The following is a 24,119-nucleotide window of genomic DNA, read 5'->3' as shown; positions in this document are numbered from 1 at the left end:
GAATTTTTGTCTCGGGGCTGGATATTTTCTCTAGCTTAACTTGTTTGCGTCAACGCTGCGTTGCCATGCCTTGCCGGGTCCATGGCCGCCTGTGAATGGGTCTTCGCGCCTGCGGCCCGGCTGAGCCACCTGGGAGCTTGGACGTGTCGAGGTTCGGGATAGTACACGCGGCAATTGCCGCGCTCTTCCTGCCTGCCCCGGCTGCTGCTGCCGAACTGATCGCCGACGGTCGCTTCGAAAAGGGGCAGGACGCGTTCTGGGCGAGCGACGGGCTGACGCTCGAGCGAGAGGGCGGGCGGCTCTGTGTGGAGACCCGGGGCGGAGGAGAGGTCTGGGGGCAGATCGTCGGGGTCAACGGGTTGAAGCTGGTGCCGGGGCGTGTCTATCGCCTGTCGGCGAGGGTCATCGCCCAGCCGGCGCGCGCGATCCCGGCAAGGGTGCAGCGTGCTGCAGATCCCTGGACTGCCGTTGCCGAATTTACGATGGCGGGGTCACCCGGTGGCACCCCGTTCTCGATCGAGTTTGAGGCAAGCGAACCGGACGAGGGGCAGTTTGTGATGCCGCTCGGGGGTGGGGAGGCCGGCCGCCTCTGTCTTGACGACGTATCGCTGGTCGAGACCGGTGCCGCGTCACAGGTGGCGAAGCGCGCGACCGAGGGGCCTGCCATTCGCGTCAACCAGCTCGGCTACTTCACCCACGGACCGAAGCGCGCGACCTTCGTTGCCGACACGAAGCGGCCAATCGATTTCCAGTTGCTCGACGCCAAGGATGAGGTCGTCGTCAAGGGCGGGGCGCAACCAAGCGGCTTCGATCCGACGGCGGGCGTCGAAACCCAGGTCGCGGATTTCTCATCTTTCGCAATGGCTGGAGACGGCTATCGTCTCGTGGCCGGCGACTGGGCGAGCGATCGTTTTTCGATCGGCGATGATCTCTATGACCGCCTGCGCGTCGATGCGCTGTCCTGGTTCTATCCGCAGCGAAGCGGCATCGAGATCGAAGCGGCGATCGCCGGCAAGGCCTACGCCCGCTCCGCCGGCCATGTCGGCGTGGCGCCGAACCAGGGCGACAAGGCGGTCGTGTGCCTCGATAGCACGCGAGCCGAGGCGCTCTACAGCGGCTGGTCCTGTTCCTATCGGCTGGACGTTTCCGGCGGCTGGTACGACGCCGGTGATCACGGCAAATACACGGTGACCGGCGCCCTGTCCGCAGCGCAACTGCTCGCCACCTACGAGCGCGGGCGTATCTATGCCGCGGGTTCGCCGGTCATGCGCGACGGTCTCTCGCGCATTCCCGAAAACGGCAACGGCATGCCCGACATCCTCGACGAGGCGCGGTGGGAGCTCGAGTTCCTGTTGCGGATGGTGGTTCCGGATGGCGAGCCGCTCGCCGGCATGGTGCACCATAAGGTCCATGATATCGCCTGGACCGCGATGCCGATGCTGCCCAGCGACGACCCACAGCCGCGGGCGCTTTATCGTCCGTCGACGGCTGCAACGCTCGACGTCGCAGCCGTCGCGGCTCAGGGCGCCCGGCTTTTCGCCGATCAGAATCCAACGTTCTCGGCGCGGTTGCTTGCGGCCGCGCGCAAGGCCTGGGTGGCGGCCAATGCCAATCCCGTGCTTCTCGCGCCAAAATCGGACGGCCTTGCCGGCGGCGGCGACTACGACGACGACAGCATTTCGGACGAGTTCTTCTGGGCGGCGACCGAGCTCTATCTGACGACCGGTGACGGGGCCTATCTCGACGTGCTGCGGGCATCGCCGCTTTGGGCGGCCGATACGCTTTCTCCCGGCGGCGCCTTCGATTGGCGCAACGTCGCAGGCTTTGCACGGCTGCAATTGGCCCTTTTTGGCACCCGGTTGCCGGACGACGACCGTGACACCATCAGGAACTCGGTGCTTTCGGCAGCGCGGCGCTTCCTGTCGCTGCAACAGACAGAGCCTTTCGGAATCGTCTACCGACCCAAGGACCGGCGCTACGACTGGGGATCGAACCAGCTGATGCTGCAGAACATCATCGTGCTCTCGGCCGCTTTCGATATCTCCGGCGAGAAGACCTTTCTCGACGGTGCGCGCGAGGGCATGGATTACATTCTCGGCCGCAATGCGTTGGCGCTATCCTATATCACCGGCTACGGCACGCGCGCGGCCAAGAACCAGCACAGTCGCTGGTATGCGCACCAGCGTGACCCGCGACTGCCGAACCCGCCGGTTGGCTCTCTCGCCGGCGGCCCGAACTCCACCCCTGTCGATGACGTCGCGAGGCAGCACTTGAAAGGCTGCGTGCCGCAGACCTGCTATGCCGATGACATCGAAGCCTATGGATCCAATGAAATCGCCATCAACTGGAATGCGCCGCTCGCCTATGTCGCGTCGTTCCTCGCCGATGCGCGCTAGGAGAGTGAAAGCGTGACCGGAATAGCCTTCGTCGGAACCGGCTTCGTCGCCGACTATTACATGACGACGCTCGCCAACCATCCGCAACTCCGCCTCGTCGGCGTCTGGGATCGCGATGCGGAGCGCCTCGACGCCTTTGCGCGCTACTGGAAGGTCTCGGCCTATGCTTCGCTGGATGCGGCACTCGCCGATCCCGCCGTCTCGATCGTTATCAATCTGACGACGCCGGAAAGCCATTACGGCATCAACCACGCCTCTCTCTCTGCCGGCAAACATGTCTATTGCGAGAAACCGCTGGCAATGACGGTCGAGGAAGCAAGCGAACTGGTGGAGCTTGCCCGCGAGCATGCACTCGTGCTTGCAGGTGCGCCTGCCAATGGCCTCAGCGACGCGCAGGCGCTCTGTGCGAGCCTGCTTGCGGCCGGGACCATCGGCACGCCGCGGCTGGTCTATGCCGAGATGGAGGATGGCCCGGTCTTCAAGGCGAACTGGCGCGCCTGGCGCAGCCGCTCAGGCGCCCGCTGGCCGGGCGTGCATGAATTCGAGGTGGGCTGCACGCTCGAGCACGCGGGCTATGCCGCAAGCTGGCTCGTCTCGCTCTTCGGGCCGGTCGCCGAGGTCAGCGCCGTTTCCGCCCTGACCTTTCCGGACAAGGGCCCGGGAACCGAGACGCTGGCGCTTGGCCCTGATTTCTCGGTGGGGTGTCTCACCTTCCGCTCCGGCGTGACGGCGCGCGTCACCTGCGGCCTGGCGGCGCCTCGCGATCGGTCGCTGACGATTATCGGCGACAAGGGAACCATCGTCGTTCGCGACCTCTGGGACAATCGTTCGCCCGTTCATGTGGAGGCGTTCGGCGCCAAGCGCTCGCTTGTGCATCGCGGGCTCGATTGGCTGGAATGGAAAATGGGGCGCAAATTGCCTCTGCGGCTCTATCCCGGAACGAAGGTGCACTACGCCAAGGCGACGTCCGGGCCGGCCCTTCCGGCCTTTCCATCGCAGATCGATTTCGTGCGGGGGATCGCAGTCCAGGCCGACGCGATCAAGCGCGGCGAAACACCATTTTTCTCCGGCGCGACGGCACGGCACCTGACCGAGGTCGTGCTCGCACTCAACAGCGGCTGGCGGGACTATCGTCCGCTCGATCTCTAGAAACTCTACCGAAGGACGGCCACCATCGTGTCGGGGCGCGGTCAGGCCAGGGGTGCCTTGGCGCGGATCGTCTCGATGATTTCCAGAGCTGCGATGCTGCGCGAAAGCGGCATCAGCGGATGCTCGCGCCCGCCCTCTAGAATAGCTGCGCTGGCGGCCTCGATCTCGAATTGCAGGCCGTTGCCCGGAAACGCATGGTCGAAGCGTTCGAGACCGGGCAAGCGGATCCGCCGTGCGACCTTGAAAAGGGTTTGCCCTGTCGATGCCAGCAGCCTGCGCGCCGGGGCGCTGGTGCCGACGAACAGGCGGCTTGCCTTCAGGAACGGTGCGTCAATGGCGAGTGTGCCGCGGTCGCCTTCGATGACGAAGCGATTGCCGCCGTTTCGATCAAAACCACAGCGGAGTTCGGCATCGAAGCCGTAATAGGCCAGCGCGACGTCTGCCGAGACATCAACGCCGGTCGGCGCGCTTCTCCAGGTGCCGCCAATGGACTTCGGGTGGCCGAAGAGGTTCAGGCAAAGCGCGATCGGATAGATACCGAGATCGAGCAGCGAACCACCGCCCAGCGTCGGATCGAAGAAGCGGCTGCCGGCATCGAACGGCTTTTCATAGGCGAGTTCCGCCCGGACGTGCCTGATGGTGCCAAGCCTCTCCTCGCGAAGGAGCATGCGAAGCTCGGCGATCGCCGGCAGGAAGCAGGTCCATAGCGCTTCCATCGCGAAGGCGCCGCTGGCGGCGGCAGCTTCCGCGAGGACGCGCGCATCAGCGACGTATGTGGTCAGCGGCTTCTCGATCAGCACGGCCTTGCCGGCAGCAAGGGCCAAGACGGCATGCTCGCGGTGCACCGCATTGGGTGAGGCGATGTAGATGGCATCGATATCCGGCGCCTCCACCAGCGCCTGGATGTCGTGATAGCTGCGGATGCCGCCATAATGCGCGGCGAAAGCATGGGCCTTCTCAGCACTGCGGGAGGAAACGGCGGCAAGCGTCGCATTGCCGGCGAACCGCAAATCGGATGCGAAGCTGTTCGCGATTATGCCGGTTCCGGCAATGCCCCAACGGACCCTGTCACGCATTCCCTAATGTCCGCTGTTCAGGCTGATCTGTCGGGCGCATGGTGCCGCGGAAGTCTCAAGGCCCGGTAAACGGCGGAGGCGAGGCTGGCGCCCGTCACGGGCTTGTTGCGATCCCCTACAGCGCCGCGCGTCTTATCAGACGCGCAAAGGTCGCTGTAGCACTTTGATTTTCTGCATGTCTTCGTCCTTAAATCGAAGTCGATTTAAGGAGACATGCAGTAGAAAAGAATAAGCCCCGCGCGATTTCTCGTGTGGGGCTGTTCGAACGGGTCCGCAGAGCGAACCGAATATCAGGCCGACTTGCGGACCATAGTCTTTTCTGCGGTGACGTTTTGCTCGTCGCCGTAGATTTCGTTGAGCGTGCCTAGAATCCGCATCACTGCGTCGGATGAGCTCGAATAATAGATGGTCTGCGCATCGCGGCGGGTGCTGACGAGATTCTGGGCACGGAGCTTCGAGAGATGCTGGGAGAGAGCCGACTGGCTCAGCCCAACCTTGTTGGCCAATGCGCCGACCGCCATCTCTTCCTTGACGAGGGAATCGAGGATGAGAAGGCGCTTAGGGTTTGCCATGGCCGAGAGGAAACCGGCTGCTACCTCGGCTTCATCGTGTTTTTCAGGCGAAAGTGGCTGCATTGCGTGCTCCATGCGAAAATTACATCACACGTAGTTATGGTTGACGAAGCACGATAATTAGTCGTGGCGCATAAAAGGGCAACCACCCACTGCAAGAAATGGGGGTAGGTCTTTTGCGATTAACCGTAAAGTTCACGCAAAATTGCCCGTAAATTGGAACTGTCTTCAATTGGCACGGAAAATTCAAGGCGCTTCAGCCGATCGCCATCGGCGAGATCGATGCCGGCAGCGTCGATCCCGACGATCTTCCAGTTGCCTTCCGGCGCGTTGCAGAGCTTGACGGCATAGTGCTGCACGGCGTCCGAATGATCCGCATTCATGTGCTCGATCGCACTTGCTTCCTTGGCGGCGAGCGAGGCTATGGCGGGCGTGTCGATCAGCAGATCTTCCGCCGTCAGGACATAGGCGCGACCGAAACCGCCGTTGAGGCTGGCGCGCAATGGTTTCAGCCGGAAGAAGCCGAAATCGGGAAAATCGACATAGAGCTTCGACTTCGGGTGACGACGAACGAATCGCTCACGGATGCGGACGTGGGTTTCGCTGTCGCGGGCGACCTGTTCGGCGGCGCACTGCACGGTGAGGCGCGGATGCGCCAGAGGATCGCCCTTGCCGGGCTCGCCCGTCAGCAAGGAGGCGCGGTTGTCGGCGAGCAGCGCCTGGGTGTGGGTCGAGAGCCTGGAGATCAGAATGACCGGCACGCCGTCGACATCCGTGCCGACGAGAACGCGGCTGACGAAGGGAAAGCCGCCGCTTTCTGGTTCGATCGCGGCGAGCGAACCGCTGCGGGCGCCCCGCAAAAGGGTGCGGGCGAGGGTGCGGGCCTCGTCATCGGTATCGCGCAATACGTTCGGCTTGTCGCTCATGTCCTCAACCCTTCCTGTCATGCTATCACGGCGCCGCGCGTCTTATCAGACGCACAGAGGTCGCAGCGGCACTTTGAAGGACTGCATGTTTTCACCCTTCGGTCGGTTATGACTTAGGGAAACATGCAGAAACAAAAAGGCCCGGAGCGATACTCCGGACCTTTATTGGCTTGCTGAGCGGTTTCGTCAACTTTTGTTGCGGTGCTGCGTCAATCCCTGAACGATGTCCTGGGCATCGATGGTGCCGACCACCGAACCGTTGTCGACGACGCCGATGCTGCCCGGCTGGCGGGACATGGCGTCGAGAATATCGACGAGCGGCGTCGTCGGCTTGGCGGTGGCGGTAACGCCGGCAACCGTTGCGCCGCGCTGTACGCCAGTCTGCATCACGTCCTTGGCGGTCAGCATGGTGATCGGGTTCATGTGCTGAACGAAATCGGCGACATACTGGTTGGCCGGATTCTTGACGATATCCTGCGGCGTGCCGCACTGGATGATGCGCCCGCCTTCCATGATGGCAATGCGGTTGCCGATGCGGAAGGCCTCGTCGAGGTCGTGGCTGACGAAGATGATCGTCTTCTTCAGCCGCCGCTGGAACTCGAGCAGTTCGTCCTGCAGACGGGTGCGGATCAGGGGGTCGAGCGCCGAGAACGGCTCGTCCATCAGAAGGATCGGCGCGCCGGTGGCAAAGGCGCGGGCAAGCCCGACGCGCTGCTGCATGCCGCCCGAAAGCTCGTTGACCTTGCGCCCCGCCCATTTCGTCAGGTTGACGAGGTCGAGCTGTTCGCCGACACGCGCCTTGCGCTCGGCGTCCGGCATGCCGGCAAGCTCGAGGCCGAAGCCCACATTGTCGGCAACGGTGCGCCAGGGCAGCAGTGCAAACTGCTGGAACACCATCGAGACCGTGTGCATGCGGAAGTCGCGTAACGATTTCGCATTGGTCCGGTAGGGGTTGAGCGGTCCGTTCGAGGTCTTCACCTCGACATCGCCGCGCACCACAGGGGCGAGGCCGTTGACGGCGCGCAGAAGCGTCGACTTGCCGGAACCCGAAAGCCCCATCAGCACAAGGATTTCGCCCTCGGTGATTTCGAGCGATGCGCCGGCGACACCCAGCACCAGCCCGGTTTCGGCGCCGATCTCGTCGCGGGTCTTGCCCTGATCGACCATCTGCAGCGCTGTCTGCGGGTTGTTGCCGAAGATGATATCGACATTCTTGAAAACGACGGCGTTGGTCATGCGCCTTCTCCTTCGTCGGACGAGCGGAAAAGGCGATCGAGAATGATCGCCAGAATGACGATGCAGAGGCCAGCTTCAAAGCCCTTGGCGACGTTGACGGAGTTCAGCGCGCGCAGAACGGGAACGCCGAGACCGTTGGCGCCGACGAGCGCCGCGATAACCACCATCGACAGCGACAGCATGATCGTCTGGGTCAGGCCGGCCATGATCTGCGGCATGGCGAAAGGCAGCTCCACCTTGCGCAGCACCTGGCCGGGCGTCGCGCCGAAGGCCTGGGCGGCCTCGACGAGCGACGGCGGTGTCGAGATGATTCCGAGGCGGGTCAGGCGGATTGGCGCGGGGATCGCGAAGATCACGGTGGCGATGAGGCCGGGGACCATGCCAAGGCCGAAGAGAATCAGCGCCGGGATCAGGTAGACGAAGGTCGGGATCGTCTGCATCAGGTCGAGGATCGGCCGCATGATGGCGTAGACCCAGGCCCGGCGGGCGGCGGCGATGCCGAGCGGCACGCCGACGGCCATGCTGACGAAGCTGGCGGCAAGCACCAGCGCCAGGGTTTCCGTCGTTTCCTTCCAATAGCCCTGGTTGATGATCAGCAGCAGGCCGAGGCCGGTGAACAGCGTGACGCCGAGCGAGCGGCGGAACCACCAGGCAGCCGCCGTGATGACGGCGACGACGATCAGCGGGTGCGGGGTCTGCAGCACCCAGAGCAGCACGGCAACGACGCCGGAGAGGAAGCGGGCGAGCTGGTCGAAGAAGAGTTCGAAATTGGTCGTCAGCCAATCGACGAACGCCTTGGCCCAGCCCCCGATGGGGATGCGGTTATCGGTCAGATATTCCACGAAGGTAGATCCGTTTCGTCAGGTCAAAAAGTGCGCATGACGCGGTGAAAAAAAGGCGGGGTCTTTCCCCCGCCTTGATGCCGATCAGAGGCCGAGCGCGGCCTTGACCGCGGCGAGCCCATCGCCGCCGTCCTTGGCGGTCACACCGGCAAGCCACGGATCGATCACGGTCGGATTGGCCTTCAGCCATTCTTCCGCGGCCTTGTCCGGCTCCTGCCCATCGTTCAGGATCTTGCCCATGATCTCGTTTTCCATCTGGAGCGAGAACTTCAGATTGGTGAGCAGCTTGCCGACGTTGGGGCACTCGGTCGTGTAGCCGGCGCGCACGTTGGTGAAGACTTCCGCGCCGCCGTAGTTGGCGCCGAAGATGTCGTCGCCGCCCGAGAGATAGGTCAGCTTGAAGTTGGCGTTCATCGGGTGCGGTTCCCATCCGAGGAAGACGATCGGCGAGCCGTCCTTTTCGGCACGGGCGACCTGGGCAAGCATGCCCTGTTCGGAGGATTCGACCACCTCGAAGCCCTTCAGGCCGAAGGTGTCCTTGTCGACCATGTCGATGATCAGGCGGTTGCCGTCATTGCCGGGCTCGATGCCGTAGATCTTGTTATCAAGCGCGTCCTTCTTGGTGGCGATATCCTTGAAATCCTTGATGCCGAGTTCGGCACCCTTGGCATTGGTCGCCAGCGTGTACTTGGCGCCGACCAGGTTCGGCCCGAAGGATTCGACCGACTTGTCGTCGAGATAGGGGCGCACGTCGTTTTCCTGGGTCGGCATCCAGTTGCCGAGGAAGACGTCGATGTCCTTGTTCTTGAGCGAGGTGTAGGTGACCGGAACCGAGAGAACCTTGATGTCGGTCTGGTAGCCGAGGCCCTTGAGGACGGTCGAGACCGTCGCGGTGGTTGCAGTGATGTCCGTCCATCCGACATCGGAGAAACGGACGGTTGCACAGCTTTCCGGCTCGGCAGCTGCAGCCTGCCCAGCGGTAATGGCGACGACCGAAACGGCGCCCGCCAGCATCAGTTTGAGAGAGAGTCCTTTTTTCATTGTCGTTCCCCTGCCTCTATTATTGTTTTAGCCAAACACCATTGGATAGCGAATTCAAGCGCTTTGATGTCGAAGGAAGTGTATTGCGTCAATATGCTGACGGGGTGCACGATGCGACGCTGAATGTCGCAATGTCCACGAAATGCTCGAGTCCGGCGAAAAACTGTGGGTGCTGCAAACACGCTCTGGCCTTCCGGGACAAGCCTCGTCATTACCCGGGAGACGGAAACCGGACACGGTAAAGATGGCCAAACTCTATTTCAGCTATGCAACGATGAACGCGGGCAAGAGCACGATGCTCTTGCAGGCCTCCTACAACTACCAGGAGCGCGGCATGCGCGTCGTGATGCTGATCGCCGCGCATGACGACCGGGCAGGGGTGGGCCGCATCTCGTCGCGCATCGGCCTTGCCTCCGACGCCATTCCGTTCCATGGCGACGATGACCTCTATACGTTGGTAGAAACGCTCCATTCCGATGGTGCCGGCGAGATCGCCTGCGTGTTCGTCGACGAGGCGCAGTTCCTCAACGAGGGGCAGGTCTGGCAGCTCGCGCGCGTCGCTGACCGCATCGGCGTTCCCGTCATGGCCTACGGCCTGCGCACGGATTTTCAGGGCAAACTGTTTCCGGGATCGATGGCTCTGCTGGCAATCGCCGACGAGCTGCGCGAAGTGCGCACCATCTGCCATTGCGGCCGGAAGGCGACCATGGTCGTGCGTCTCGATGGCCAAGGCAAGGTCGTCCGCGAGGGCGCCCAGGTCGACGTCGGCGGCAACGAAAAATATGTCTCTTATTGCCGGCGTCACTGGGAGGACCTGATGCGTTGCCAGTGACTGCGGCGCAGCGCGTCTTTTAAGATGCGCCGAGCGGCTGCAGTACGTTGAATCGCCACAGTCACGGTGCCATTGTGGCCCGATCTTCTCCATGAGGTCTTCCATGTCGCGTCTGGTTGCCGGCCTTCTCCTCTGTCTCTGTCTTGGAGCATCGGCCGCTGAGGCCGGTGGCGATGCGACTGCGGGGGCGGTGGTGTTCCGCAAATGCGCGACCTGTCACACGGCGAGCGAGCCGGTCAATCGAGTGGGCCCGAGCCTCATGGGGGTCGTCGGCCGGCCGGCGGCATCGGTTTCCGGCTACAGCTATTCTGAGGCGATGAAGGCTTTCGGCGCCGAGGGACATGTCTGGGACGAGGCGACGCTGAGCGAATATCTCCTGAGCCCCAAGGCGATGGTCGGCGGTACCAAGATGAGTTTTCCCGGTCTCAAGAAGCCTCAGGACATTGCCGACGTGATTGCCTATCTCAAGGCGCCGCAGGCCGCCAAATAGGCAATGCCTTCGATATCTCAAGCACTTCGCTGCAACGCCTGATCGAAAAAAGCCGCCGGGAAAGGCTTGTTCTCTTCCCGCAAACACCCTTTATATAACTGCAATCGAAGGCTGAATAATTCGGCCGGGCTGGCGCGTTTGGCCGGGGTAGATCGAGGGGGCAGGACATGGCGACTCTTCAGAATTTTGATGCGGAGATCGAGAAGACGAAAGGCGTCGTCGAACAGATGCGCGGCAAGCTCGAGCAATCCGGTGTGGTGCTGGAGCAATTCGCCAAGGCCGAGACCAAGCTCGGCGACGTCAACTTCGACATCGAGAACGCCCGCATCCAGGACGTGATCAACCAGCAGAAGGTGATGGAAGCCAACATCGCCGACCTGATCATCGGCCTTGAGGATGCGACCAACGTCTTCGGCTCCGAATTCGAGAGCATGAAGAACTATACGGGCTACGAGAAGTTCATCGGCATCTTCTCCAAGCAGAAGATGCAGCGCATGCGCACCGACCGCGTGCGCAACATGTCGCTCGCCGGCAATCTGCAGGAACTCCTGTCGAAGTCCGACATGATCGTCGGCATCCTCAAGGAGCAGAAGTCGATCCTCGACCAGCGCTACAAGACCTCGGAGCAGAGCCTGATCCAGGTGATCGAGCGCCGCAAGGGCACGATGGCCAACCTCGAAGCCGTGCAGAAGCGGATCGAAGAACTGAACCCGCTGCTGCTCGACATCGAGAACCGCATCGCCGCTTCGACGGAGCAGAAGGCTCGCACCGAGCTTGAAGGCGAACGCTCCGCGCTTGCCACCGAATACAACGAGAAGCAGGCCAAGGAGCAGGAGCTGCTTGCCGAGAGCCAGACGCTCGAGCGCTACACCTCGATGTTCCAGACCTTCGTTGATTCGCTCAACAACCAGATCGCCGCGCAGAACACGCTGATCAACAAGCTGACGATCGATACCGAGCAGCGCATCGTGCTCTACAAGGCGCTGGAAGACTCCTTGAAGACGGCTGCCCAGCAGGACGTTGCCCACAAGATCAACACGCTCGGCAGCCAGGTCGACACGGCCGCCGAAGAAACGATGGCCGGTATCGGTGCCGCGGCACAGCGCCATATCGGCGATCTCCTCGAAATGCACGAAAAGAACATGCTTTCGACGCAGGATATCCAGCGCCGCAAGAAGCTCGCCGACGACGCTTTTGCCCGCCGCTTCCAGGCGGTGATGGATAAACACAACACTGCCAACTACGTGAAGCAGTGATCGGCAGGCGCATGATCGGAACCGAGTTTGCCGGCTGGCACGCGCCACGGGGATTTGCATGAAGGTCGCGGCTTCATCCGCTGTCGCACAATATTTCGCGTCGATCCACGCGGCGCTCGCCGGGCTCGAACTCTTTCTCGGCGACCGCAACTCGCCGCTCTATCGCAACACGGTCGTCGGCGAGGTCATCGTTCCCTATCTCGCGCGCTTGAAAGCCTCGATCGACTGCTGGGAGAACCGGATCGGCTTCGTCGACCAGTTCCGGATTTCCCGCGCCGAAAGCGGTTTTCCTGTCTTCCAGAACGTGCTGGAACTGGAGAACGATCGCCAGACGGCGACCAAGCGCCTGGCCGACATTCCCTCGGCCGATGCGCTGCGCGACGAGATGGTCGATTTCATCCTGAGGCAGAAGGCCTTTCCGGAGGCGCTGCAGACGCGCATGGCCGAGCGGCTCTATCTCGAGCAGATCGGCAAGGGCGAGATCTTCTCGCCCTTCATCCTGCCGGAAACCATCCGCGTCGCCGTCAATTCCAAGACGATGCGGCCCTATTACGTGGTGAGCTGGGGTGCCTTCGACGGCGCCAACACCTTGCCGATGGTCTATATGGCGACGATCGAGGATTCGTCCGAGAAGATCGTCGAGATGCTGGTGACCGAGGACGGCAAGCTCAACCCGCAGGTCGAGATCCCGCTGCCGGTGGGCGGCCTGCTCAATCCGGATCTTGCCAGCCGCTTCGACGACTTTGCCTCCAAGAACAGCAACTATTCGCTGACGCCGGCGACGATCGCCACCAATCTCGACAAGGATTTCGACGAGCTGCACCCGAAGCAATTGCGCCGCATCGTGCTCGGTCCTTTCTATTCGGCAGGGATCACCGAGAACAATGCGCGCATCAACGACATTCTCTCCAAGGTACGCAAGACCGAGAATGCCTGGCTTTTGACCTGGACGGTGCAGGAAGTCTTCTCGAAGGCGGAGCGGCCTGCCAAGCGCGGCTTCTGGTCGACGACGCCGGCGCAGGAGGAATTCCACATCGATACCGCCAATCTGGAAGCGACGCGCATGGGGGTCTCCTCCTACGAGAAACATGCGCTGGTGCCGCATGATGCCTATCAGGCGCTCTATGCCGCCGGCGAGGCTGAACAGGTCTTCGGCGACTACAAGGTCCACGTCATTTCCGGCAACCAGGTCGTGAGCGAGGTTTGACGATGACACTCAATACGGGGCTGACGACGCTGCACGAGGACGACATCGCCAAGCACCAGGCGGTGGCGCAGGGGCTGGTGACCAAGCTCATCATCCTGGAGCGCGAGGATGGATCCGCCGGCACGTCGCTTGCCGGTACCGGTCGCCGCTTCGTGTCGACGGTCTCGACCGGCGGCCAGCGGCGCACGCGCGAGGTCGAGCTGACCAAGACCATCCAGGCCGTGCGTCAGGGCGACCCGATGTTCTCGCCGGCCCAGCACGCCGTGCTCTTCCGCACGCGCCGCGGCATTCAGGTGGCGCTTGCCGTCGCCGACGTCTTTGCGCGCCAGACGAGCCTGGAACAGTTGCAGGCGAGGAATGCCACCTCACCGCTTGCCGGAGACGAGGCGAACCAGTTCAAGGCGCTGCTTTCGGCCTCGGCTTACGTCGCGGCCTTCACGCTTGCAGCCTATCTCGGCTCGACGCTGTCGGGTGAGGGCGAGCCGGTCGATGATGCGGTCGAGCCCGACTTCCTGTTCGACACGCCGCAGGACGCGCTGAAGAGCCTCGTCTCGGCGCTCGACCGAAGCATTGCCGGGGCACCCGATGATCTGGCGCTGACCGCCCGGGCGCGTGCCTTCTCCCGCGTGGCGATCGAAGGGCTGATTGCCCGCAAGGCGCGCTTTACCGGCCTGCAAAGCTTCGAGACCGTGCATATCCGGCTCGACCAGGACGATTTCACGCTGAACGGTTTCGACGTCGCGCCCGGCCAGAAGCGCAAGCCGCTGGTCATGACCTTCAAGAAGCCGGAGGAGATCATCGGCAACCACATCGCCAAGTACCAGGCGCTGAAGCTTGCCAAGATGCTGATGGCCTACGACTTCGACCGGCAGATGAACCCCTTCGTCGAGCTCGGCGGCTTTCTCTTCACCTTCATCGGCGACGGCATGCCGGGTACCGGCAAGACGATCCTGATCCAGATGCTCGCCGGCATGCTCAACGATTATTGCGCGATTGCCGGCTACGCCTTCCACTATGAGAATTTCGGCGTCGACCAGATCTCCTCCTATCAGGGTAAGTCGGGCCAGAACTGCAAGGAGTTCGTCAACAACGTCATGAACCCGCGGGCGATCGGCTTCGGCACGATCGACGATGTCGACCAGGTGGCGGCGAAGCGCTCCGACGATCGGGCCTCGGCCGGCCAGCACGAGGTGACGGCGGTGCTGATGGAAAGCTTCGCCGGTGCCTCGACAGTGGTGCGCGGCAATTGCACTTTCGGCATGTTCTCCAACTACCCGGAAAATGTCGACGATGCGCTGCGCCAGCGTGCCGGCGCCCGCTGGCAGGTGGACGGGCCGCAGACGGAGGACGACTATATCGACATCTTCGCGCTGCTCGTCGGCAAGAACCACAAGATCCCCCTCGGCGACCACCAGCTTTTCGAGGGGCAGGAGATCAAGCGCGCGGTATCGCAATCCTATGCCGAACATTCGCGGCCGAAGGAGGATGGTCTCGTCGCCGTCTGGGAGCGTTACGAGAAGGAGAAGGGCGCAATCGCCTCGCTCGCCGATGTCGGCGCCTATCTGCACATGATCAAGGAGGCGGAACCTCGCTTTACTGGCCGGGCGATCAAGAACATCACCGACGCGATCAAGCTCAGGGCCATGGATGTCGAGCTTCCGGACGACTGGTTCAGGGACGCCGGCTCGTTCATGCACAAGAGCTACGACGAGAAGAAGGCGATGATCGAGGCGCTGCGCGGTCCGATCACCATCGAGATGGTGCTGCAGGAGATCAACCGCTACGCCGACAGCGAATTCCGCTACACCGACAAATCCGACGATGCCGCCGTCACCGACATCATCCGCCGCGAGCGCCAGCGCGAAAAGGCGATCCGCGAGATCGAGACGATGAAACGCGAGGGCCGGTGGCAGGGATGAAGATGTCTAGGCCGTGCTCAAGACTGAGAGGGTGGCTGCGAGCCACGACGCCGTCCCCTCTCCCCGCCTGCGGGGAGAGGGGACGTGGCCCATGCTGGGTTGGCGTTAGCGGAGATGCTGCATGAAACGCCTGCTTGAAGCCGAATTGATCTATGGGCGGCTGCTCGATATTTCCGAGCCGCATCTGATCGCGCGCTACAACAAGGCGCTCGAAGGCTTCGGCCTGCGGCCGACGGCACTCACGGCCTTCAGCATCGACATGACCGGATTTTCGCCCGAGATTGCCGAGGAACTGGGCGATCGCGACTATCTCGATCCAAACCGGGTCAACCGCCGCTTCATCATCATGACGCCGGAACAGGCGGAACTGCCGGTCGTTCACACGAGCTTTTCCAACACCGCGGCGCTGATGCATGAATTCTTCAACGCCAATAGCCGCGCGATCAACGCGGTTACGATCAAGGATGCGCTCTACGGCGAGATCGAGGATTCGGTTTCGATCGTCGACGACATCGACGATCTGCTGTCGATCAACGAAGTGCGTTTCCGGGTTCTGTCTGCTGAGGACATGCTCGGCAAGGCGGCCGAGTTGCGCGGGCTGGTCGACCGGCTGAAGAAGGTGCCGACGGCCTGGGCCGACGATGAGATGCTGAATCGCATGGTTGAGCTCGCCAAGCTGACCGGCGATATCCGCCAGAACGCGCTGGTGCCGGATCAGCTCGTCTTCCGCCACGAAGCCTTCTGGGCCAATCATTTCGGCGGCGTCTACGTCTTCCTCGACGACAAGACGACCACCGTCATCTGCGACCCCTCGGTTCCCGGCTTCCGCCGGTCGCGGCCCTGGCAGGTGAGCTACATCGCCATCAACGACCACGCCCGGATCTACGATTTTCTCGCCTCGACCAAACGCCTGCAATTGCCGCAGGCCTCCTGGGTCGAGGACTCCGGCCTCTACCAGCATCGCGCCGACATGGTCGTGCGCGGCCTGATCAACGAGAGCGATCCGACGGCCGATCTCGCCAATGCCGATCGGATCTGGCTGCAGACCTGGATGCATCGCAATGCGGCCGCTGTCGCCAGGGACGGGGCCTATCCGTTCCTGCAGGAGATGATCCGCATGGTCGCTGCGACCGGCACGATCAAGATGCAGGATGTCGCGCCAGCGAACCGCTTCATGCTGGTGCGCGCCGCTCCCACCCATCCCGATCAATGGCTCGTCAACCGGCTGATTTCCCAACTCGTCCCGCGCGATTTCGTCTCCCGCTTCGTCTTCGACAAGCAGGGCTTCTATGACGCCTATGAGCGCTACAGCGAGAGCTTCAAGGCCTATGTTGTGGCGACGCTGACGGGGTCATATCTCAAGGACAAGGCGGCCTTCCGCCACAAGCTTTACGGCCTCAGAGAGGAATAGGACATGTTCGACCCGATCGTTGCGTTTTTCCAGCGTGTCTTTACCGCGATCGGCCGCGGCATCGGGCTCGCCGTTGCCTGGCTGCTCTGGCCCTTCATCGCGGTCGGCAACTGGTATCGGCAGCGCAGCTGGATCATCAAAGGTCCGATCGGCATCATCCTGCTCGGTCTGATCCTCTTTTACGGCTATTTCATCTGGCAGACCCAGGCCTGGACGAACTTCAACGAGGACTATGTCGACCGCTACAAGCTGGCGGAACGCAAGGTGCCTGCCGGCTCGCCGATGAGCGGGCCCGGCGCGACGACAGGACAGTCGGCTGCGGGCGGCGCCAGCAATCTCGCGGGCGTTGCGGGGCAGCCGCAGGAATCGACGCCGGAAGCGCTGTCGGCCGTGCAGTTGCCGGCCGGCACCGTCTGCCAGACCTCGGCAATCGTCGATGTCACCGCCGACCTCATCGATTTCAATGTCAACGAGAATGCCTGGATCTCGTCGATGCTGCTCTACAAGCTCGGCTTCTTCGGGCTCGACTGGGACGACACGCCCTGGCTCGACAACAAGGCGTCGTTCCAGCGCGGCATCAACCAGGCGATCCGCCGTACCTCGGTCGAGCTCGTCGATTCGCTCGGTCGCGTCCGCGGCACGTCCGGCATCAACAACGACCTTCAGCGCGCGCGCGGCAACCTCCAGTTCGACGAGGAGACCTGGTATTTCGGCCTGAACCCGTTTGGTCCGAAGACGCCGACGCCGAGCTTCTATCGTGCGGCAATGAAGGACCTGCGCTCCTTCAACACCTCGCTCAGCAAGTGTGAAGCGATCTTCGACGGCCGTTCCGACAACCTCGTCGAGTTTCTCGATCGCGTCGCCAACGACCTCGGCAACACCTCGGCGATCCTTCGCGAGCGTTCGGAAAACCACAATGGCGGCTGGTTCGACACGCGCGCCGACGACCGCTTCTGGTTCGCCTATGGTCAGCTCTATGGCTATTACGGCATCCTGTCGGCAGCCGGTGCTGATTTCGAAAACGTGGTTGCCCAGCGCGGGCTGACGCCGATCTGGGTCGAGACGATCAAGCAGTTGCGTGCCGCCTTGCGCATCCAGCCGTTCATCATCTCCAATGGCGAGGAGGCCGGTTGGATCATGCCGACGCATCTGGCGACCATGGGCTTCTACATTCTGAGGGTGCGCTCGAACATCGTCGAAATGCGCGATATTCTCGCCCGCTAAAGCGAAAGAGGGCGGTCGCCGACGGCCGCCCTTGCAGGCGTTCATAACGCGCCCGAAACGGAGCGAACAAGAAAAGAACCAGGGAGGAGCAGGGCATGACGGAGGTGAAGTCGGATATCGAAATCGCGCGCGCGGCCAGGAAGAAGCCGATCCTGGAAATCGGGGCGGCGCTCGGAATACCACCCGAAGATCTGCTGCCCTATGGCCACGACAAGGCGAAGATCAGTGCCGATTTCATCGCGCGCCAACAGGACAAGAAGAACGGCCGCCTGATCCTGGTAACCGCGATCAACCCGACGCCGGCCGGCGAAGGCAAGACGACGACCACAGTGGGTCTCGGCGACGGGCTGAACCGCATCGGCAAGAAGGCGATCGTCTGTATCCGCGAGGCCTCGCTCGGCCCCTGTTTCGGCATCAAGGGCGGCGCCGCTGGCGGGGGGTATTCCCAGGTCGTGCCGATGGAAGACATAAACCTGCACTTCACCGGCGATTTCCATGCGATCACGTCGGCCCACAATCTGCTCGCCGCGTTGATCGACAACCACATCTATTGGAGCAATGAGCAGAATATCGACGTCCGCCGTATCGCCTGGCGGCGGGTGATGGACATGAACGACCGGGCGCTGCGTCACATCGTCGGCTCGCTCGGCGGCGTCGCCAACGGCTATCCGCGCGAGACCGGCTTCGACATTACCGTCGCCTCCGAGGTGATGGCAATCCTTTGCCTGGCGACCGATCTTAAGGATCTCGAACAACGGCTCGGCAACATCATCATCGGCTATCGCCGCGACAAGAGCCCGGTCCTTGCCCGTGATATCAAGGCTGATGGCGCGATGGCGGTGCTGCTCAAGGACGCGATGCAGCCGAACCTGGTGCAGACGCTCGAAAACAATCCCGCTTTCGTGCACGGCGGTCCCTTTGCCAACATTGCCCATGGCTGCAATTCGGTGATCGCGACGACGACGGCGCTAAAGCTCGCCGACTATGTGGTGACAGAAGCCGGTTTCGGTGCCGATCTCGGCGCGGAAAAATTCTTCGACATCAAGTGCCGCAAGGCGGGGTTGAAGCCAGACGCCGCGGTGATCGTCGCGACCGTCAGGGCGATCAAGATGAATGGCGGCGTCAAGAAGGACGATCTCGGCAAGGAAAATCTGGATGCGCTGCGCAAGGGCTGCGCCAACCTCGGGCGGCATGTGCAGAACGTCAAGAAATTCGGCGTTCCCGTCGTCGTCGCGATCAACCACTTCACCTCCGATACCGAGGCGGAGATCCAGGCGATCAAGGACTATGTCGCGACGCTTGGTGCCGAAGCGGTGCTCTGCCGGCATTGGGCTCAAGGGTCGGCTGGCATCGAGGAGTTGGCGCGCAGGGTTGCGGAACTCGCCGAAGCCGGCCATTCGCAGTTCTCGCCGCTTTATCCCGACGACATGTCGCTCTTCCACAAGATCGAGACGATCGCCAAGGACATCTACCACGCGAGCGAAGTGATCGCCGACAAGACGGTGCGCGATCAGCTTCGCACTTGGGAGGAGCAAGGCTATGGCCACCTGCCGATCTGCATGGCGAAGACGCAATATTCCTTCTCGACCGATCCGAACCTGCGCGGCGCGCCGACCGGCCATGCGGTGCCGATCCGCGAGGTGCGGCTTGCGGCCGGCGCCGGCTTCATCGTCGTCATCACCGGCGAGATCATGACCATGCCCGGCCTTCCCAAGGCGCCGTCGTCGGAGAAGATCTTCCTGAACGAGCAGGGTTATATCGAAGGCTTGTTCTAGGCGAGTTGCTTGCCGACAGCCTGACGAAAACAACGCCGCGCATCCGGTGGATGCGCGGCGTTGGCATGCCTGCATTTCTGTTCGCTTGCGTAGCGGAAACTAGGCCGTGAGGCTGAGGAAGTCACCCTTGCCGATCGGAACGCCCTTGTGGCGCAGGATGTCGTAGGCCGTCGTCAGGTGGAAATAGAAGTTCGGCAGCACGAACCTCAACAGATACTCTTCACCCGTGAGCGTCACTTTCAGCGTCGGGAAGTTGAGGACGACTTCGCGGCTGGCGCTGTCCTCCAGATCGACCGGACGGACCGTTTCGAGGAAGGCAACAGTGTTGGCGACGCGCTGACGCAGTTCGTCCAGGGCCTTTTCCTCGTCCGGGAAACGGGGCACCTCGATCGAGGTCAGGCGGCCGACCAGGCCCTTGCTCGTATCGCTGACGCGCTGCACCTGGCCGGCCAGCGTCAACATGTCCGGCGCCAGCCGGGCATTGACGAGGTCGTCGGAGGAGATGCCGTTGTCGCGCGCGAAAGCCTCGGCCTTGTCGAGCAGTTTGGTGAGGACACCGAGCCCGCGAATGAGAGCGGGAATGGAGAGCTGGTACATCGTCAATGCCATGACAATTATCCTTGAGACTGGGCGCAAATCGGGTGGATTTCCTCGCACCTGTATTTGGGAGCAGATGTACGGTCCTGCAAGGCGGGCGAGCCGGTATCTTTGCGGGCCATGGAACGCTGGCAAGAGGCGATAGGACGCAGGCCTGCTGCTCTGGCCGGGACATAGGGTTTCGTGCATTGATCGAAAGCGAACGCCGTGCGTCTAATATGGTGTGCAACGCTGCAGAAAAGACCATGGACACCGCGATGACACCACAGGATTTGCAGACCTATCTTCACGCCCATATTCCGCTTTCGGCGGCGATGCAGGTTCATGTGGACGACATAACGGACGACCATGTGCGGCTCTCTGCCCCCTTGGCGCCAAACATCAACCACCGCGAAACGGTGTTCGGCGGCAGCGCCTCGGCGCTCGCAATCCTGTCGGCCTGGTCGCTCCTGCATGTGCGGTTGCGCAACAGCGGCATGGCGGCCCGCCTGGTGATCCAGAGCAACCGGATGGATTATCTGAAACCCGTCGCCGGTGCCTTTGCGGCCCGCTCGTCGCTGGCGGACGCCGCGCAATGGCCGAGCTTTCTGCGGATGCTCGAACGGCGGGGCAGGGCGCGCGCCGTGGTCGTTGCCGATCTCCTTGACGGCGACGCTGTGGCCGGACGCTTCGAGGGTGAATTCGTCGCCCTCGGATATGGCAAGGGCTGAGCGGCGACGCCCCTCGCAAGTCCTCGCCTAACGGCAGTAGCGATAGCCGTTGCGGCGGTCGATGACGTCGAGATGCAGGTGGGATTCGTGGGCGACATCGCTGCCGGGATCGAGCACGGTCTTGAAATACAGGCAGGCGGAGGCGGTGACCGCGCGCTGGAACGCGCCTTCCATCGTGCCGTCCTCATCGCGCGGCTGGATGGCGATCGTCGTCCCGTCGCTCAAGCTGAAGGACGCGATGTCGACGGCATTGCCGTGGGCATGTTCGGAGATCTTGCCTGTCGTCGCATTGTTGCGCAGGCGACAAACATAGGTCGACGCCTGGTTCAACGCCTTGATCTTGATGTTCTTGGCGAAGGCGACTTCCGCGGCCGGCTGGGCGGTCTCCTTCGTCCAGCGTGCCAGCGCCAGCGCCGTCTCGCACCGCATCAACCCCTTGGGCGCGAGCTTGACGTCCGGCAGAATGCTGGTGACCTCCAGCGGCTTGTCGATGCCGCAGCCCTTGCCGTCGTCAATGCGCTTGGCTTCGACGAACGTTGCCCCGACCGCCCTCAAGTCGGTCAGACACTTCGCATATTCGGCAGCATTCTCCGTCTCGACCGGTGGATAGACGATTGGCGCCGGCATGGCATCCTTCTTCTCGTCTGCGTGCTGGTCCTTCTCGTCCGCCACCGGCTTCTCGTCCTCTTTCGGTTGCTCATCTCCAGCCGTCGGCTTCGGCTGCGGGACAGGTCGTTCGCCGTTGCCCGCCGGCGGCTCATGCGTCGTTGCGCCCTCGGCATCGTCCGCCGGCTTCTTGTCGGGCGTTGGAACAGCCTCTTCCGTTCCCGCATCTGGCGGCGGCCTTTTTATCGGGAGGGGACCGGATTTCGGCAGGCTTGCGCCCGTCAGGATCAGGAATGACAGCAGGATCAAGGGGAAAGAGCGACGCATCCGGTTCCTTTCGCACTGCCCGCGCAGCGGGCTTTGAGCGGAGGGAACGCGCAGAACCGGATCTGGTTTCATCGGATCACGATGATTTGGGTGCAATCGACCCAAATCATAAACGTCACCGATTCCAATGAATTAAGAACGGATGCGGGCGGAAAGCCGCAACTCCTCATCCGCTCCGGCTCTCCAGCAAAAGCGTTGCAGTTCGGCAACGCCTCGAATTGGCACGACCCCACAAATTATGGGGAGGATCTTTGTATGTTGACAAATACACTCATGTTTTTTATGCGGCATAAATGAGGCGGCGACATGTCGCAACGCCCAGAACACGCCCAGCCAGCCCCTTGAGTTTGCCGCTCAACAGCAAGCCCGGCCTCGAACCTCAAAGGATTGGTCCATGCTCACCCGGCATCGTCGCCAGGCCCTCTTGGCTTGCACGACAACTCTTGCAATTTCAGTCGCCACCGTCGCCTTCGCCCAGAGCGCGACTACCCAGGCAATGCCGGAAGAGAAAAGGGCCGAGGAGACCAGGAAGGGCGATACCTACCTGTCGCCGATCGTTGCCAAGGGCTCGCGCACCGCTGATCCCTATGCCAAGGCCGGCCCGGTCAGTGTCGTCACCTCCGACCAGATCGACCTGCAATCCGGTCTCGAGACCGACGACCTGCTGCGCGGCGTTCCCGGTACTTCGACCGCGAACAACCCGCAAAACCCGGGCGTCGCCGTGAACATCCGCGGCTTCGAGGGCTCCGGCCGCGTCAACATGATGATCGACGGTGTACGCCAGAACTTCCGTTTCACCGGCCACGAAGCCCAGGGCTTTGCCTATTTCGATCCGGCATTCCTGTCCGAGATCGACGTGACCCGTGGCGCCGTCACCGGTGTTGGCGGTGGCGCACTCGCTGGTGCGGTCAATTTCAAGACCTATGACGTCGAAGACCTGATCCAGGACGGCAAGAACTACGGCGGCATCGCTTCGGCCACCTACGGCAGCAACGAGGCCGGCTGGTCGGAATCGCTGATCGGCGCCTACCGTTTCAACGACGTCTTCTCGGTGCTCGGCGGTATCAGCAAGGCCGACCCCGGCAATTACGACAACGGCAATGGCGTAAAGGTGCCCTTTACTGAGGAAGACCTGCTTTCGGGCCTGCTGAAGTTCGAGGTGACGCCCGACAAGGACCACACCTTCAAGCTCACCGGCATCACCTATGACAACGACTTTTTCGCGAACTCCTACTTCCAGAACGTGAAGAATGAGACCGTTTCGGCGAGCTACTCCTACACGCCGGACAACGAACTCATCGACTTCAAGGCCAATGCCTATTGGAACCGGCTGAGGATGAAGTACGACGCGAACATTGCCGGCGGCGGCTCGGCAGCAGGCCGTCGCATCACCGATACCGGTAAGGGCTTCGATATCTCGAACACCTCGCTGTTCGATCTCGGCGATGTCTCGGTCAAGGCAAACTACGGTGTCGAATACTTCCGCGACGACTACGACGTCATCAACAGCGCGGCACGCCCGGCCGGCGGCGTCAACGGCAGCGGTACCAATGCCACGACCGGTGTCTTCAGCAACACCACCTTCACCTATGGCATCGTCGACCTGACGGCCGGCCTGCGTTGGGATCACTTCAGCCTGGATGGCTCCGGTGCCGTCTCGGCCGGCAACCCGATCGGCTTGCCGGCGGGTCCGTACACGGTCGACAAGTCCGATGGCCGTCTCAACCCAAGTGTCACGGTTGCGCTCAACCCGACCGACTGGTTCCAGCCCTATGTGACCTATGCCGAGACTTCGCGCTCGCCGACGGTCAACGAAACCTTTGCCGGCGGCTCCCACCCCGGCGGCTTCCAGATGTTCTTCCCCAATCCGTTCCTCGAGCCTGAACTCTCGAAGGGCTGGGAAATCGGCGCCAACTTCACCTTCGACGGTCTGCTCGATCCCAGTGACAGCCTGCGCCTGAAGGCCAACTACTTCCACAACCGCATCGACAACTACATCACGGCTGCTCTGCGCAATGGTGGTAGCCAGGTCTTCTTCGTCAACAATCCGGGCAAGTCGACCGTCCAGGGCTTCGAGCTTCAAGCGGCCTATGATGCCGGTTATGTCTTCGGCGATCTCGCCTACACCTACACCGAGAGCAATCTGCCTTCCCAGGTCAACGGTTTCGGCGTCCAGAGCTACCTGCCTGACAACATCATCAGCGCAACGCTCGGTGCGCGCTTCCTCGAAGACCAGCGCCTGACGGTCGGTACGCGGTTCTATGCCGTATCGAACGCCTTCGTCGGCGAGATCAACCGCACGCCGCCAAACGTTCCGGGCTACGGTCTCGTCGACCTCTTCGCGAACTACAAGTTCGAGAACGGCTTCGAGGTGACGGCGACGGTGACGAACCTCTTCGACAAGACCTACACGCCGTCGTCGAGCACGATTGCCGGCAGCACGATCGATACCGGCCGCGGCCGCACCTTCCTGGTGACGGCGAAGGCGAAGTTCTGATAGTATCGGATCAACTCCAGTCGGGGCGGC

At 62.3% G+C, this 24,119-nt stretch carries 20 protein-coding genes; 12 read left to right on the top strand and 8 right to left on the bottom strand.

The window, feature by feature from the left end; genetic code table 11:
• Nucleotides 1–143: 143 nt before the first annotated feature.
• Both QM996_RS12105 and QM996_RS12100 read left to right on the top strand, forming a co-directional pair.
• Complete coding sequence (locus QM996_RS12105) at nucleotides 144–2,396, top strand: glycoside hydrolase family 9 protein (RefSeq protein WP_500267688.1); 2,253 nt, start codon at nucleotides 144–146, stop codon at nucleotides 2,394–2,396.
• Between the two features lie 60 nt (nucleotides 2,397–2,456).
• The gene (locus tag QM996_RS12100; RefSeq protein WP_500270302.1) at nucleotides 2,457–3,545 is read left to right on the top strand and encodes a Gfo/Idh/MocA family protein; all 1,089 of its coding nucleotides are present in this window, start codon (nucleotides 2,457–2,459) and stop codon (nucleotides 3,543–3,545) included.
• A 41-nt stretch (nucleotides 3,546–3,586) separates the two neighbouring features.
• Here the strand turns inward: QM996_RS12100 and QM996_RS12095 are convergent, their stop codons facing one another.
• The 6 genes from QM996_RS12095 to QM996_RS12070 all read right to left on the bottom strand — a co-directional run bounded on the left by QM996_RS12095 (nucleotide 3,587) and on the right by QM996_RS12070 (nucleotide 9,238).
• Nucleotides 3,587–4,621 (bottom strand): Gfo/Idh/MocA family protein, encoded by a 1,035-nt coding sequence (locus tag QM996_RS12095; RefSeq protein WP_500267687.1) that lies wholly within the window; start codon nucleotides 4,619–4,621, stop codon nucleotides 3,587–3,589.
• A gap of 290 nt (nucleotides 4,622–4,911) precedes the next feature.
• Complete coding sequence (locus QM996_RS12090; protein ID WP_500267686.1) at nucleotides 4,912–5,256, bottom strand: ArsR/SmtB family transcription factor; 345 nt, start codon at nucleotides 5,254–5,256, stop codon at nucleotides 4,912–4,914.
• A 119-nt stretch (nucleotides 5,257–5,375) separates the two neighbouring features.
• The gene (locus QM996_RS12085; protein ID WP_500267685.1) at nucleotides 5,376–6,119 is read right to left on the bottom strand and encodes a HugZ family pyridoxamine 5'-phosphate oxidase; all 744 of its coding nucleotides are present in this window, start codon (nucleotides 6,117–6,119) and stop codon (nucleotides 5,376–5,378) included.
• 186 nt (nucleotides 6,120–6,305) lie between these two features.
• On the bottom strand, nucleotides 6,306–7,355 hold the full coding sequence (gene choV / locus QM996_RS12080; RefSeq protein ID WP_500267684.1) for a choline ABC transporter ATP-binding protein: 1,050 nt from the start codon (nucleotides 7,353–7,355) through the stop codon (nucleotides 6,306–6,308).
• Nucleotides 7,352–8,197, bottom strand: a complete 846-nt coding sequence (gene choW / locus QM996_RS12075; RefSeq protein ID WP_429816236.1) for a choline ABC transporter permease subunit — start codon at nucleotides 8,195–8,197, stop codon at nucleotides 7,352–7,354. Before choW ends, choV begins: the two co-directional genes overlap by 4 nt.
• A gap of 84 nt (nucleotides 8,198–8,281) precedes the next feature.
• Nucleotides 8,282–9,238, bottom strand: a complete 957-nt coding sequence (locus tag QM996_RS12070) for a choline ABC transporter substrate-binding protein (protein ID WP_500267683.1) — start codon at nucleotides 9,236–9,238, stop codon at nucleotides 8,282–8,284.
• 244 nt (nucleotides 9,239–9,482) lie between these two features.
• On the opposite strand from QM996_RS12070, the gene QM996_RS12065 reads away from it, so the two are divergent.
• The 8 genes from QM996_RS12065 to QM996_RS12030 all read left to right on the top strand — a co-directional run bounded on the left by QM996_RS12065 (nucleotide 9,483) and on the right by QM996_RS12030 (nucleotide 19,352).
• On the top strand, nucleotides 9,483–10,070 hold the full coding sequence (locus QM996_RS12065) for a thymidine kinase (protein WP_500267682.1): 588 nt from the start codon (nucleotides 9,483–9,485) through the stop codon (nucleotides 10,068–10,070).
• A gap of 103 nt (nucleotides 10,071–10,173) precedes the next feature.
• On the top strand, nucleotides 10,174–10,560 hold the full coding sequence (locus tag QM996_RS12060) for a c-type cytochrome (protein WP_500267681.1): 387 nt from the start codon (nucleotides 10,174–10,176) through the stop codon (nucleotides 10,558–10,560).
• 167 nt (nucleotides 10,561–10,727) lie between these two features.
• On the top strand, nucleotides 10,728–11,816 hold the full coding sequence (locus tag QM996_RS12055; RefSeq protein WP_500267680.1) for a coiled-coil domain-containing protein: 1,089 nt from the start codon (nucleotides 10,728–10,730) through the stop codon (nucleotides 11,814–11,816).
• A 58-nt stretch (nucleotides 11,817–11,874) separates the two neighbouring features.
• Entirely contained in the window at nucleotides 11,875–13,023 is a 1,149-nt protein-coding gene (locus tag QM996_RS12050; RefSeq protein ID WP_500267679.1) for a hypothetical protein, read from the top strand.
• A gap of 2 nt (nucleotides 13,024–13,025) precedes the next feature.
• Entirely contained in the window at nucleotides 13,026–14,942 is a 1,917-nt protein-coding gene (locus QM996_RS12045; protein WP_500267678.1) for an AAA family ATPase, read from the top strand.
• 121 nt (nucleotides 14,943–15,063) lie between these two features.
• Nucleotides 15,064–16,353: a DUF6638 family protein gene (locus tag QM996_RS12040; protein ID WP_500267677.1), complete on the top strand. Its 1,290-nt coding sequence runs from the start codon at nucleotides 15,064–15,066 to the stop codon at nucleotides 16,351–16,353.
• A gap of 3 nt (nucleotides 16,354–16,356) precedes the next feature.
• Nucleotides 16,357–17,577, top strand: coding sequence for a DUF2333 family protein (locus tag QM996_RS12035; protein WP_500267676.1), 1,221 nt, complete (start codon nucleotides 16,357–16,359; stop codon nucleotides 17,575–17,577).
• A 95-nt stretch (nucleotides 17,578–17,672) separates the two neighbouring features.
• A complete protein-coding gene (locus QM996_RS12030; protein WP_500267675.1) occupies nucleotides 17,673–19,352 on the top strand; it encodes a formate--tetrahydrofolate ligase in 1,680 nt (559 codons plus the stop codon).
• Between the two features lie 99 nt (nucleotides 19,353–19,451).
• Here the strand turns inward: QM996_RS12030 and QM996_RS12025 are convergent, their stop codons facing one another.
• Nucleotides 19,452–19,961, bottom strand: coding sequence for a DUF1993 domain-containing protein (locus tag QM996_RS12025; RefSeq protein ID WP_500267674.1), 510 nt, complete (start codon nucleotides 19,959–19,961; stop codon nucleotides 19,452–19,454).
• 245 nt (nucleotides 19,962–20,206) lie between these two features.
• Here QM996_RS12025 and QM996_RS12020 point away from each other — a divergent pair, with 245 nt between their 5' ends.
• The gene (locus tag QM996_RS12020) at nucleotides 20,207–20,659 is read left to right on the top strand and encodes a thioesterase domain-containing protein (RefSeq protein ID WP_500267673.1); all 453 of its coding nucleotides are present in this window, start codon (nucleotides 20,207–20,209) and stop codon (nucleotides 20,657–20,659) included.
• Nucleotides 20,660–20,686: 27 nt separating this feature from the next.
• Here the strand turns inward: QM996_RS12020 and QM996_RS12015 are convergent, their stop codons facing one another.
• On the bottom strand, nucleotides 20,687–21,592 hold the full coding sequence (locus tag QM996_RS12015) for an extensin-like domain-containing protein (RefSeq protein WP_500267672.1): 906 nt from the start codon (nucleotides 21,590–21,592) through the stop codon (nucleotides 20,687–20,689).
• Nucleotides 21,593–21,986: 394 nt separating this feature from the next.
• Here QM996_RS12015 and QM996_RS12010 point away from each other — a divergent pair, with 394 nt between their 5' ends.
• Entirely contained in the window at nucleotides 21,987–24,089 is a 2,103-nt protein-coding gene (locus QM996_RS12010) for a TonB-dependent receptor (protein ID WP_500267671.1), read from the top strand.
• Nucleotides 24,090–24,119: the final 30 nt, after the last annotated feature.

It is taken from the genome of Sinorhizobium chiapasense, from assembly GCF_045277575.1.
In the GTDB taxonomy this organism is placed as follows: Bacteria; Pseudomonadota; Alphaproteobacteria; order Rhizobiales; family Rhizobiaceae; genus Ensifer; species Ensifer chiapasense_A.
Note: the sequence above shows the minus strand (reverse complement) of the source record. Positions and strands in the feature narration are given on the sequence as shown.

What these genes read in the sequence shown, in the direction of transcription:
- QM996_RS12095 (WP_500267687.1), bottom strand. Translation starts at nt 4,621, where the DNA reads ATGCGTGACAGGGTCCGTTGGGGCATTGCCGGAACCGGCATAATCGCG.
- QM996_RS12040 (WP_500267677.1), top strand. Translation starts at nt 15,064, where the DNA reads ATGAAACGCCTGCTTGAAGCCGAATTGATCTATGGGCGGCTGCTCGAT.
- QM996_RS12050 (WP_500267679.1), top strand. Translation starts at nt 11,875, where the DNA reads ATGAAGGTCGCGGCTTCATCCGCTGTCGCACAATATTTCGCGTCGATC.
- choV (WP_500267684.1), bottom strand. Translation starts at nt 7,355, where the DNA reads ATGACCAACGCCGTCGTTTTCAAGAATGTCGATATCATCTTCGGCAAC.
- QM996_RS12010 (WP_500267671.1), top strand. Translation starts at nt 21,987, where the DNA reads ATGCTCACCCGGCATCGTCGCCAGGCCCTCTTGGCTTGCACGACAACT.
- QM996_RS12065 (WP_500267682.1), top strand. Translation starts at nt 9,483, where the DNA reads ATGGCCAAACTCTATTTCAGCTATGCAACGATGAACGCGGGCAAGAGC.
- QM996_RS12025 (WP_500267674.1), bottom strand. Translation starts at nt 19,961, where the DNA reads ATGGCATTGACGATGTACCAGCTCTCCATTCCCGCTCTCATTCGCGGG.
- QM996_RS12045 (WP_500267678.1), top strand. Translation starts at nt 13,026, where the DNA reads ATGACACTCAATACGGGGCTGACGACGCTGCACGAGGACGACATCGCC.
- QM996_RS12085 (WP_500267685.1), bottom strand. Translation starts at nt 6,119, where the DNA reads ATGAGCGACAAGCCGAACGTATTGCGCGATACCGATGACGAGGCCCGC.
- QM996_RS12070 (WP_500267683.1), bottom strand. Translation starts at nt 9,238, where the DNA reads ATGAAAAAAGGACTCTCTCTCAAACTGATGCTGGCGGGCGCCGTTTCG.
- QM996_RS12060 (WP_500267681.1), top strand. Translation starts at nt 10,174, where the DNA reads ATGTCGCGTCTGGTTGCCGGCCTTCTCCTCTGTCTCTGTCTTGGAGCA.
- QM996_RS12055 (WP_500267680.1), top strand. Translation starts at nt 10,728, where the DNA reads ATGGCGACTCTTCAGAATTTTGATGCGGAGATCGAGAAGACGAAAGGC.
- QM996_RS12020 (WP_500267673.1), top strand. Translation starts at nt 20,207, where the DNA reads ATGACACCACAGGATTTGCAGACCTATCTTCACGCCCATATTCCGCTT.
- QM996_RS12090 (WP_500267686.1), bottom strand. Translation starts at nt 5,256, where the DNA reads ATGCAGCCACTTTCGCCTGAAAAACACGATGAAGCCGAGGTAGCAGCC.
- QM996_RS12035 (WP_500267676.1), top strand. Translation starts at nt 16,357, where the DNA reads ATGTTCGACCCGATCGTTGCGTTTTTCCAGCGTGTCTTTACCGCGATC.
- QM996_RS12030 (WP_500267675.1), top strand. Translation starts at nt 17,673, where the DNA reads ATGACGGAGGTGAAGTCGGATATCGAAATCGCGCGCGCGGCCAGGAAG.
- QM996_RS12100 (WP_500270302.1), top strand. Translation starts at nt 2,457, where the DNA reads ATGACGACGCTCGCCAACCATCCGCAACTCCGCCTCGTCGGCGTCTGG.
- QM996_RS12015 (WP_500267672.1), bottom strand. Translation starts at nt 21,592, where the DNA reads ATGCGTCGCTCTTTCCCCTTGATCCTGCTGTCATTCCTGATCCTGACG.